This is a genomic window from Paenibacillus sp. Negev47, from assembly GCF_058313655.1.
On sequence record NZ_CM177754.1, the window covers coordinates 4,760,636 to 4,772,838 of the forward strand.

Sequence of the window (12,203 nt, forward strand, 5' to 3'; positions counted from 1 at the left end):
TTTAATTCAAGGAAAAGCCTCCGAGAGCGTGTCCCGGAGGCTTTAAGTTAGAACAAGAGCTGTTCCGACCCCGACCGATTAGCAGTCGAAGTAGAGGCTGTACTCGTGCGGATGAATGCGAATGGCTACTGCTTTTGCTTCATCACGCTTGAGGTTGATGTAGTTTTCAATGAATTCTTTTGTGAATACGCCGCCTTCAGTCAAGAACTCGTTATCAGCTGCCAATGCATCAAGTGCTTCTTCGAGGGAAGCTGGCACACTGCGGATGTTTTCTTTATCTGCATCAGACAGGTCATAGATATTTTTATCGAGCGGACCATATCCAAGCTCAGTTGGGTTGATTTTGCGTTTGATCCCATCCAGACCAGCCATCAGCATTGCTGAGAATGCCAAGTACGGGTTAGCTGTGGAGTCAGGTGTACGGAACTCGATACGACAACCTTTTGGTGTCACAGCTGCAACCGGAATACGTACTGCTGCAGAACGGTTACCTTTGGAGTAAACCAGGTTTACCGGTGCTTCGTAACCAGGTACGAGACGTTTGAACGAGTTCGTACTAGGGTTAGTCAAAGCGATCAGTGCCGGAGCATGGTACAGGATACCTCCGATGTAGTGCAGAGCCATTTCACTCAGGTTAGCATATCCCGCTTTGTCATAGAACAATGGGGAATCGCCATCGAAGATGGATTGGTGAACGTGCATTCCGCTACCATTATCACCGAACAATGGTTTTGGCATGAATGTTGCTACTTTACCATATTGACGTGCAGTGTTGTGCACGATGTATTTGTATGCAAGCAGGTTATCTGCTGTTTTCTTCAGTGTATCAAAACGGAAGTTGATTTCGGCTTGACCCGCTGTCGCCACTTCATGGTGATGACGCTCGATGGACAGGCCAGCTTCTTCCAAAAGGCGACACATTTCGCTACGAATATCTTGTTGTGTATCGACTGGAGCTACTGGAACATATCCGCCCTTAGTGCGAACTTTGAAGCCCAGGTTACCGCCTTCTTCTTTGCGGTTGGTGTTCCATGAAGCTTCTTCGGAATCTACATAGTAGGAAGAGCTGTTCGTACCGCTCTCATAACGTACATCGTCGAAGATGAAGAACTCGGATTCAGGTGCGAAGAATGCCGCTGTACCTACACCGCTCTCTTGCAAGTAAGCTTCTGCTTTAACAGCGATGCTACGTGGGTCACGCTCATAACGCTCGCCATCCGGAGTGAAGATATCACACATAACATTCAATGTAGGGTGTGCAGTGAACGGATCGACATAAGTCGCTTCAGGATCTGGCATCATAACCATATCGGACTCTTCAATTCCGCGGAAACCTTGGATAGAAGAACCGTCAAAAGCTACTCCATTTACGAACGTGTCTGCATCAACAGCCGAAGCTGGCAACGAGATGTGATGTGCACGACCAGCTAAATCTACAAAACGAAAATCTACCCACTCGATGTTGTTCTCTTGAATTGATTTCAATACGTTTTCAACCGACATGTATTCGTCCTCCCAAATATTCCGAACATTAAACAACCCCACTAAGAAAATGTCTAAATTCGAATTTTTTTCTGTCGTCATTATAAATTCTGAAATATGACATCGTCAATACTTATGTAAGGTATTTTTTGCGAGGATGTTAGATATACTCACATTTTATAAATATGATAAATGCATATAACAACATAACTGATATACATTTAACTGATTTAATGCGGTAAAGTGACCCCTTTTACATCCTAAATCATGGAAAAAACTTCACATCATAAATATTTCTTATCACTATTGATTAATAAATACGTTCAAAACTGCAAAATGTACAAAAAACCGGACATCAGCCTGCTTCCGTCGCAATGAACACGACCACAGGAGATGCCCGGAATTGATCCAGACTTTGACTATGATTTCTTAAATTATACGCCTACACGAGCCGGGAAAAACGCTGCCGGTTGTTTGGCTGTGCTGAATGATTTCCCTACGATTGGTGCCAATTTCTCCAAATCCTGCAGCAGGTTGGCGAATTGATCAGGGAACAAGGACTGCACACCATCTCCTGTCATGGAGTTATCCGGATCGGTATGCATTTCAATAATCAGACCATTGGCACCCGCTGCAACGGAAGCCTTCGTCATCGGTTCCACCAGTTCACGGCGTCCAGTACCATGGCTCGGGTCCGAAATAACCGGCAAATGGCTCAGAGACTGCAGAACAGGGATCGCTGACAGATCAAGCGTATTCCGTGTGTAGGATTCAAACGTACGAATACCACGCTCACACAGCATGACATTTGGGTTACCACCCGCAAGAATGTATTCAGCCGCATTCAACAATTCATCGTATGTCGCACTAAAGCCACGTTTCAACAATACCGGTTTGCCACACTCACCCAATTTGCGGAGCAGGTCAAAGTTCTGCATGTTACGTGTACCTACTTGAAGAATATCTGCGTACTCGGCGCAAATATCCACATACTCTGGTGTCATGACTTCTGTAATGGTCAGCAGATCATGTTTCTTGCCTGCTTCCGCCATCATGATCAATCCCTCTACGCCCGTTCCCTGGAAGCTGTAAGGACCTGTACGCGGCTTGAATGCGCCCCCACGCAGCACTTGCCCACCAGCAGCTTTCACTAGCCCAGCAATCTCATCAATCTGTGCAGCAGATTCAACCGCACATGGTCCGCCCATGACAACAAGTTCTTTCCCACCGATATCTACACCTTTGATGGAGATCACCGTATCTTCCGGATGGAAGTCACGGCTCGCCAATTTGTAGGATTTTGAAATCTTAACGACATTCTCAACGCCCTTCATTTGGCGAAGATGCTCTTGCATTTTAGGTTCAACTTTGCCAATTAGACCAATGATGGTACGATCCTCTCCGCGAGAGATATGCACCTTAAGCCCTTCTTTTTCGATGACTGCAACGATATCCTGAATCTGTTCCTCCGGAGTAGCTTTGCCTGCAATAACGATCATATAAATTCCCATCCTTCCTTGTATGAGAGCACAATACTTTATTAACGTGCGTCTGATTAAATATAAAAACTCTGTCGCGCTTAAACGCTTGTTCGCTTTTAAGCTTTTATCCACTAAAGTAAATATATCATAGTTCCCTTTTTGCGTCAAGGTACACATTCCTTATCCATATACAAAAAGAACCCTGTTCACAGGCTCCGAATTCGGTTCTGTGTAACAGGGTTCTTCTTATTTCCACTTACATTTTGTCGACTACGGTGTACGTGTTTTTTCTCTGACTGGCGGCAGCAATTTGCTCATGTTCACGGTACGCTTGATTTCCCACGTCTCCGGCTTGTCATGTTCATACTGTTCCAGATAAAGAATAACTTCCTTCGTGATCGGTGTAGGTGTTGAAGCACCCGAAGTAACCGCCACCTTATTTACACCTTTCAACCACTCCTGTTGAATCTCAGCCACATCCGATACCCGGTAGGCCGTAACACCCGCGATCTCCTCCGACACTTGTGCCAGACGGTTGGAGTTATTGCTGCGAGGATCACCCACAACGATAACCAGATCCGCCTGCCCTGCCTGTTCAGCGACAGCTTCCTGACGTACTTGAGTCGCCAGGCATATTTCATTATGAATCTCTGCGCCCGGGAATTTCTCCAGCAGACGACTCATAATGTGCTTGATATCCCATTGGCTCATCGTTGTTTGATTCGTAATCAGGATTTTGCCTGAAGGAACGTTCAGTCCATCGATCTCTTCTTCCTTCTCGATCAGGTGAACGAGGTCTGGCGCAACGCCAACAGCACCTTCTGGTTCAGGATGGTCCCTTTTACCAATATAGATAATCTGATACCCTTCTGCTGTCTTTTCACGAATGAGATCATGTGTCTTGGTCACATCAGGGCATGTTGCATCCACTGTCGTCAATCCTTTGTCCCGTGCCAGCTTGCGCACTTCAGGAGACACACCGTGAGCTGTGAAAATAATCGTGCCACTCTCCACTTGGCTCAAAATATCCATCCGGTTCGGACCGTCCAATGTAATAATGCCTTCATCTTCAAAGGAATCCGTCACATGTTGGTTATGCACAATCATCCCCAATATATAAATAGGCCGTGGTAAATCCAGATTGCGTGCCGCTTGACGCGCGAGCACCATCGCATCCACAACACCGTAACAATATCCACGCGGCGAAATTCGCAGTACTTCCACTTGGTTGCCACCCGCTTTCTTTCTCGGCAACGTTGCCGATGTAATTGCAGTCCTGTCTATTATACCTTTATTCGATAGGCGGAGCAAAGACAACCGGCAACCAGATAATAAAGGTCGTTCCTTCTCCGCGTCTAGTCACAACCTCGACCGATCCATGGTGTTCCTCAATAATCCACTTCGCAATCGAAAGTCCGAGACCTATGCCCGGTGTAGCCCCGCGAGATTCATCTGCACGATAAAAACGATCAAAGATGAACGGTACTTGGTCCCGATCCATTCCGATGCCGGTATCGCTTATACGTAATCCCACCTGACCTTTGTACAATATAGCATCAAGTGTCACAGCGCCCTCCGGCGTGTATTTAAATGCATTTTCGATGAAAATAAACAGCATCTGTTGCAGATAATCCTTGCTGCCGTTCACATAGATACCATTGAGAATCGAGAGATCACCCGGACGCCAGTCCGCATGATGATCGAGGAATTGCGATCTTCGCGCGACTTCCTGCACCAATATCTGCAGTGGTATCGGATTCAGTTCAATTTTCTGTCCTGTATCTGCTCTCGCCAATGACAACATGTCACTGATCAATCTGCTCATACGCTTGCCTTCATCGGCCATGTCTTCCAACGCTTCAACGGACATCTGTCTTACTGTTTCTTCATCCAGGTTGGGTCGGTCGGTCCCCTCCTGATCCCACAGTTTCTTCAGGAAGTCTACGTTCCCACGAATGGTAGTCAATGGGGTACGAAGTTCATGTGATGCATCAGATACAAACCTGCGCTGGGCAGCATTCGTCTCTTCCAACCCGCGGAAAGACAATTCTGTACGCTCAAGCATATTATTCACCGTTTCAATCAAACGCCCGATCTCATCCTTCGGCCCCGCATATTGAATTCGTACACTTAAGTCATCCCCGGATTGGATCTGATTCGCAGCATCAATGACATTCACGAGCGGGCGCATCGACTTCCGGGCCAGAACGAGACCTGAGGTTATAGCCAATGCCATAGCCACCAGCCAACCAAAGACCAGAATATTAAGCAATGCCTCCAGCAAGCGTTCCTGTGAACTTACATTGGCTCCCACTTGAAGAATTCCTCTGACTTCATTGGTTCCCTGAAGAGACAGCGGTAGCTGATTCACCAGAAATGGCGTTCCATCCACATAGATCTTGGAGATTCCACGCTCTTTAAGAATTTCATTGGATTTCAATACTGGAAACTGAATCCCCAGTTTCTCCATATTACCGGAAATTCTGCCTGAACGACTCTGATAATCCCAGAGTTGAATATAAATTTGCGCCTCCTGAAGCTGGCTCTCTGTAAATGGGTCCAGATCCAACGACTGTGAAAGAGGATTTACACCGATCTGCTCTGTTATCCGGGCACTCTTCACCTTCAATTGCTGTTCGACTTCCTGATAGGAGTTAAAATACACAAAGGCATAGATGACAACGCCCCAAAAAATAAGCACGGCGGCCAGGATACCAGAATACCATGCGGTTAATCTTAACCGGATGGACATGTCAGGAGTCACCTCTCAGAATATAGCCGGCTCCCCGGATGGTCTGGATTAGACGTTTGCCACCGTATTCTTCGGTCTTCTGTCTGAGCATGGCAATGTACACTTCAAGCACGTTAGACTCACCGCTGTAATCATAACCCCAGATTTTATCCATAATCAGATCGCGGGATAGGACCCGTCTTGGATTTTGCATAAACAGATTCAGCAGTTCGAATTCCTTGGCAGTCAGTTCCAGACGTTGCCCATCCCGCAATACTTCACGTGAGTCATTGTCCAGAATAATATCCTCGTACATCAGGCGATTGTCCGGCGTGCCCGCAATGTCTGACTTGCGACGCAGCAATGCACGAACACGTGCCAATAATTCTTCCAACGCAAAAGGCTTCACGAGATAGTCGTCGGCCCCTGTGTCCAATCCGGTCACCCGGCTCTGCACTTCATCCTTAGCTGTCAGCATTAGCACAGGCACTTTGCTGCCTGCTTCTCTCAGTCTGCGACATACCTCAAATCCGTCAATCTGCGGCATCATCACATCAAGCACAACGATGTCCGGCTCTTTATCCATCAGTTTGCTGAGGCCTTCGGCTCCATTGGAAGCGGTCTGTACCTCATATCCTTCAAATGCCAGCCCCCGGCGGAGCATGGACACAATTTTTTCGTCATCATCGACAATCAAAATAGTTGAGCGCATGGTCTTTCTCCTTTATCCTAACGTTTTATCCCATTGTAACAGGCAGAAGCACAATCTGCATCTTCAAGCACGAGTCTCGAATCAAGCTTTCTCCATTGTTATCCCGTTAGTTCAGGGCAAAAAAAACGGAAGGGCCTTCAAACCCTTCCGTTCTGTCAATCCTAACCCAATATTATGGTTGTTGTTGTGTACCTGTTGTTTGTGAAGTATCAAAATCATTTTTGTTTCCAATTTTGATTTTCAGATCCAACTTCTTACCATCACGCACAACATTCAATGTCACTTCACTGCCGATTTCCTGTTTCTTGATAAAATCAATCAGATCCTGACTTGTGGCGTAAGGCGTACCGTTCGCACCTGTGATGATGTCATATGCACGAAGATCTGCTTGGTAAGCCGGTGATTGGAAGATCGTGCTGGCAACAACAGAACCTTCGGTCACATCTGTTCCCATTTGTTTAGCGACTTCAGGTGTGAGAGCCATCAGAGATGCACCGATAAAGGGTACTGGCTCTTTGGGAACTTCTTTGTTCTCTTTAAGGTATTTAACCGCTTCAGAGATTACGCTTGATGGGATCGCAAAACCAATCCCTTGTGCATCTGCGCTAACCGCAACATTCATACCGATAACTTCTCCGTTCAGGTTAAGCAACGGACCACCCGAGTTACCTGGATTAATGGAAGCATCCGTTTGCAACAAGTGGCTGTATTCACGTGTTTTGCCTGTTTCTTCATCCGGAATGCTGATTGTACGTTCTTTGGCACTGAGTACACCTGCTGTAACGGTGTGTTCAAATCCTTCAGGATTACCAATAGCTACAAGCCATTCACCGACTTGAGTACTGTTGGAATCGCCCAGTGGAGCTACAGGGAAAGCATCATCACCACTATTTTTCTCAATTTTTAATACGGCGAGATCCAGATCAAAGCTGCTTCCCAGTAATTTGGCTTCATAAGGCTTGCTGTTGTTTTCCAGCGTAACCTGAATCACATCTGCACCCTGAACCACGTGCTGGTTCGTCAGGATATATCCTTCTTTATCAAAAATGAACCCCGAACCAATACCCATTGGCACAAGCTGATTACTGCTTTGTGGTTGCTGGCTTTGGCCTTGATTGCCTTCCGTTCCGCCGCCATTACCGAAGAAGTATTGGTACAGCGGATCGCTTGTATTCGATCCACCCTGACCAGTACCTGTACGCGAGGACTGCTTCGCGAGTGTTTCGATTTTGACGACAGCCGGACTTGTACTTGTGACTACAGAAGAAACATCTTCTTTGCCTGTTGGCAGTAACGACGCTGTTACATTGTTGCCTCCGCCTGTGTTCGTGGATGTTTCCTGTCCCGAGCTTTGACTGTCCGCGTTCGTAAGTGCTGTCTCCGGTGTGAACATGTTCGTTCTGTCAGCTGTGTACATGAGAACGGTAATGACCAGCATCCCGGCAATAAAGGAAAACAGAAGTGATCTTACGGAAGAACGCGGCTTGCGGTTATTATAATTCCAGTTGCTGCCTTTGCCGCCATTCCCTTGATCTCCACCGTTACCTGAGCCATTTCCGCCGCCTCCGGACGATCTTTTCGCTTGCTCGTATGATTCGCTGTTATAGTAAGTAGGTACGGGTCTCACCGGATCAGGTTTTGTAATCTCTACATTACCTTCTTCACGCTGATTATTGCTTCCCATGTGATTTGCTGTATCTTCCTGATTTACGGACTGAAAAGGTCCATAAGAATAATAATAGGAGGATTCGTCCGTTCCGGAAGAATTGCGATTCTCCGTTTGTTTGGTTTCGTTTTCTTCGTCTTGACGGTTCGATCTATAATTACGTTCGTCCATGCCTCTCTACCTCCCAATCTCTTATTCGCAAGAGATATTCTTTAACTGTCCTTATTTTGTACTTTAAACCTTAACCGTACCTTAAAAACAATTAAAAAGGAGATAAAAGCACGTAAGAATAGATTATTTTCCCCGTCATGACAGCATTTTACCCTTTTGTTTTCACCCAGCCCTGACGATGCGCATAGATAGCCAATTGTGTACGATCATCCATCTCGCATTTCATCAGCAGGTTGCTCACATGTGTTTTGACGGTCTTGATACTGATATGTAATTCTTCTCCAATGTCTTTGTTGGTCTTTCCCTCTGCAATAAGCAACAGCACTTCCTTCTCTCGTTCAGTCAGACCAGATTCGCTCTCTCTCGCTGTACGCTGTCTGATTCCACGAGTTAATGCCTGCGAAACATCACCTGTCATCACAGGCATGCCTCTGTAAGCCCCTTGAAGAGCATAGATCAGTTCTTCGGCGGAGACCGTCTTCAGCACATAACTGACCGCACCCGCTTCAATCGCTTGAACAACAAGATCATCCTCCAGGAAACTGGTGAGCATCACAATCTTCATCTTCGGAAATTCAGTCATGATGGCTTTCGTTGCTTCAGCGCCATTCATTATTGGCATCATCAGATCCATCAGGATCAAGTCCGGCATTTCATTATCATTTAACTTACGCAACTGATCAAGAACATCCTGCCCATGGCTCGCTTCCCCCATCACATGAAAAGTAGGCTCCAGCATCAGATACGTTTTCAATCCCATGCGCACCATATCATGGTCATCCACAATCATCACGTTTACTTTACCACTCATTCCGTCTCCCCCTCTGGTTCACTCAGGAACGTTCGGGAATTTTGGGATAAATACCCGTACCGTCGTTCCCGCTCCCGGCTTCGATATAATCTGAACTTGCCCCCCAAGCTTCTCCGCCCGTTCACGCATGGTGGATAACCCGTATGACCCTGGACGCTCGGCTTGCTGTAAAAATCCCTGGCCATCATCGCTGATGCTCATACTGATCTGATGTTCACTTTCCCGTATGGACAGACTGACCAGCCCAGCCTCTGCATGCTTCACTACATTGGCAACGGCCTCCTGGATAACAAGAAACAGCTGGTGCTCAATGGCATCCGAAATTCCGCCATCCAGTTCCAGCTCTTTCACACCTTTAAGACCATTCTGCCTGCAATAATCAGGAAACCAGCTATCCAGTGCCGCGGAGAGATCTCGCCCCTCCAGCTCCACTGGTCGAAGCTGGGCAATAAGTCCACGCATCTGACGCTGTGCAATATGTGACATCTGAATCAACTGATCCAGTACTTTACCGCCATGTTCCGGGTTCATCTCCAGCAAACGCGGCAAGGACGAAGCAGACATATGCATCGCGAACAGCTGCTGGCTAACCGTGTCATGGAGGTCCCTTGCCATACGTTTGCGTTCTTCCAGCACCGCCCGCTCCGAGGCTTGCTCCTTCTCAATGACTTCCTGCTCACCGAGGCGCTGAAGCAGTCTCATCTTTTTCTCAATCGAATCCATCATGACATTGAACTCCTGATAGACACGACCAAACGAAGCATCGTCGGCTTCAGGCATACGAACCGCCAGATTGCCCTTGGACACTTTCAACATATTGAGATCCAGCAGATCGATCTTGCGCTGAAGCCGCAAAGCAGCGATGTACCCGGTGATAACGGTGGCCAGCACAACAACGGCAACATAGGTCCATGCCCGCTGACGTCCAGCCCCCATCAGTACCTCTCCATACAATAGATAGAATCCGCCCAGCGTAATCAGACCGGTTAGCGCAAAATACATCATCAGTTCCCATTTGTTTGCCTTGAGAATCGTTCGAATCATGCGTTAACCCACCTTATTGACTTTGACGTCTCCGATAAACACACTCACAATAATCCGTACCTTTTTGCTTGCTTCACGATAGTGGGCTGTTTCAGCCTGGGCACTACTCAGGAATCCGCCACGTTTCTGGTTCAACAATGACATATCTCCAATGAAGGAATTCGTCGTTACTGTCACACCCAGATCCATATCTTCTGGAACAAATACTTTCACATCCCCAATAAATGAAGAAATGACAATCTTCGTCTCACCATAAGGAATCTGTGCTTTGGTCAAATCAATTACGGTATCTCCGATAAAAGCCGAGATGTTCATGGGTTTCAACGAGAATACTTCCTGCCCCATGTACAGATCACCGATGAACGCCGATTTGTTAATTGTATTGCCGCTCCCGTAATCCCCATAACCATTTCCGTAGCCATCATCATAATATTCTCCATATCCGGTATTGTTAGAGTTATGCGATTGATATTTCTTCTTATCCTGTTGCGCTTGTGATGATGAATCCGTTGATCCTGTGAAATGAGAGCCATGTGAATCGTTCTTCTGTTCCTGTTTCGGTTTACCAAATGTTTTCTCGAACTGTTCGTCAAACGAGGACGGCATCTCCAGATCCTCCGGAGACAACGGTTTATAAGGTTGCTCAGGTGCTGGAGGTGGCTGCATCTTGTCATGATGTTTCCGATCACGGCGTCGTGGCCCAATCAGCACGAATAATCCTCCGCCAATCAGCATAACCGGAATCAGATAACGGATGAACTCCCCCATAGAGTAATCAATCCATCCCAGGTTACGGGCTAGAAAGTAACCACCGATCGCGAGGACAACTACCGGTCCAATGAAGGCGTACCCCCCATTGCGACGAATCTCCGATATTCCTTTGACCCCCCACCAGATCAGAAATAACGGCCAATATGTTCTGAAAATATATCCAACATCAATGTCATATCCCAATTGTCTGAACAAGATCATCGCACCAATAGCAATAAGAGGTATGCCAACCCACCAGCGGTCACGCGTAGATCGTTTCATCGCTCATGTCTCCTTCGTCTGTATTATGTATCCAGTGTAACTCAGACAGAACAATGAGAACAGCGGCGGCAGATGGAAGTTATCTCGGTCTCGAGACTGAGATGTGAGGATATTTATGTAAAAAATTCGAATATGTAAAACACCCCGGAGCTTTTGCTCCAGGGTGTTGAATCTTTATCTTCAATTATTTCTGGAATTTCCCTGCACGGCCTTGGTTTGTTTGACCAGTGTTTTCTACACCGAACTCGGCATTAAATTTTTCATCAGGTGTTTGGAAATTTTCTTGTACTTTGTTTTGAGCGGATTGCTTCACTTTAGCTGCTACATCGTTTGTTCCATTTTCTTGACCAAACTCTGCATTGTACTTCTCGTTTGGCGTTTGGTACCCTTGAGTTTTCTTAGCCACAACGAATCACCTCTCTCTTCATATTTACGTTGCATTTCTGCTCCGCGGGGTTCGTCCCCAGTCAATATTATGTGAAGAGAGCACCTCAGTTATTCATGTCCAACACGCCAAATTAAATCGCCTTGTCCAGCCAAGAGTCGGGTACGGATTTGTACACATCGATCGCATCTGCCAACTCGTTCAGCATTTTTTCTGTGCACTTCCCAGCGCCTTGTCTGATCACTTGTACCTCAACATCCTTTTTGCCCCATTCCTTGTACACTTGCTTCGTTGTCGGAAAATACAGATCGATTTTATTGCCTTTGATCGCTGAACCGGTATCTGCGACAATCCCGTATCCGTAGCCCGGAATATACAGAATGGAGCCCATTGGGAATAATTTGGGATCAGCTGCAATCGTGGAAACCGTTTCTTTATCACGACGTACTTTTACACCGGAATACGTAATTCCGTATTGTGGGTGTTTAGGTCCTTTTCCTGTAGACTCGACCCCTGCCGTATATCCCGTTGCTGTCACCTTTTGTGTACCCAGTACTTGTTCTGAACGCGGAGCAAGCACCGGCATAGCTGGATCAGTCACTTGTTTCTCGGGAAGCTCAGGCCTTGGAATGACCATTGGTTGCGGTGACCATAGTAAAGCCATATACACCATGGTCGTCAGCTGAGC

Annotated in this window: 11 protein-coding genes; all 11 read right to left on the reverse strand. The window is 46.7% G+C overall.

Annotated elements, in window-relative coordinates; all coding sequences use genetic code 11:
- Positions 1-78 precede the first annotated feature (78 nt).
- Positions 79-1,503 carry a type I glutamate--ammonia ligase gene (glnA, locus tag AC4G47_RS21330; protein ID WP_074094318.1) on the reverse strand — a complete coding sequence of 475 codons (1,425 nt, stop codon included), beginning with the start codon at positions 1,501-1,503 and terminating at the stop codon, positions 79-81.
- Between the two features lie 413 nt (positions 1,504-1,916).
- Entirely contained in the window at positions 1,917-2,981 is a 1,065-nt protein-coding gene (aroF, locus tag AC4G47_RS21335; protein WP_491102551.1) for a 3-deoxy-7-phosphoheptulonate synthase, read from the reverse strand.
- A 252-nt stretch (positions 2,982-3,233) separates the two neighbouring features.
- Positions 3,234-4,187 (reverse strand): 4-hydroxy-3-methylbut-2-enyl diphosphate reductase, encoded by a 954-nt coding sequence (locus AC4G47_RS21340; protein ID WP_491102553.1) that lies wholly within the window; start codon positions 4,185-4,187, stop codon positions 3,234-3,236.
- Between the two features lie 67 nt (positions 4,188-4,254).
- On the reverse strand, positions 4,255-5,715 hold the full coding sequence (locus tag AC4G47_RS21345; RefSeq protein WP_458126088.1) for a sensor histidine kinase: 1,461 nt from the start codon (positions 5,713-5,715) through the stop codon (positions 4,255-4,257).
- Position 5,716: 1 nt separating this feature from the next.
- Entirely contained in the window at positions 5,717-6,406 is a 690-nt protein-coding gene (locus AC4G47_RS21350; protein WP_145319764.1) for a response regulator transcription factor, read from the reverse strand.
- A gap of 172 nt (positions 6,407-6,578) precedes the next feature.
- Positions 6,579-8,243 (reverse strand): S1C family serine protease, encoded by a 1,665-nt coding sequence (locus AC4G47_RS21355; protein WP_491102555.1) that lies wholly within the window; start codon positions 8,241-8,243, stop codon positions 6,579-6,581.
- Positions 8,244-8,391: 148 nt separating this feature from the next.
- Entirely contained in the window at positions 8,392-9,054 is a 663-nt protein-coding gene (locus tag AC4G47_RS21360) for a response regulator (protein WP_458126086.1), read from the reverse strand.
- Between the two features lie 18 nt (positions 9,055-9,072).
- Positions 9,073-10,098, reverse strand: a complete 1,026-nt coding sequence (locus AC4G47_RS21365; protein WP_264929978.1) for a HAMP domain-containing sensor histidine kinase — start codon at positions 10,096-10,098, stop codon at positions 9,073-9,075.
- Between the two features lie 3 nt (positions 10,099-10,101).
- On the reverse strand, positions 10,102-11,130 hold the full coding sequence (gene liaF, locus AC4G47_RS21370; protein WP_491102557.1) for a cell wall-active antibiotics response protein LiaF: 1,029 nt from the start codon (positions 11,128-11,130) through the stop codon (positions 10,102-10,104).
- 184 nt (positions 11,131-11,314) lie between these two features.
- Positions 11,315-11,536, reverse strand: coding sequence for a hypothetical protein (locus AC4G47_RS21375; protein WP_458126083.1), 222 nt, complete (start codon positions 11,534-11,536; stop codon positions 11,315-11,317).
- Between the two features lie 112 nt (positions 11,537-11,648).
- Positions 11,649-12,188, reverse strand: a complete 540-nt coding sequence (locus AC4G47_RS21380) for a 3D domain-containing protein (RefSeq protein WP_458127202.1) — start codon at positions 12,186-12,188, stop codon at positions 11,649-11,651.
- Positions 12,189-12,203 lie beyond the last annotated feature (15 nt).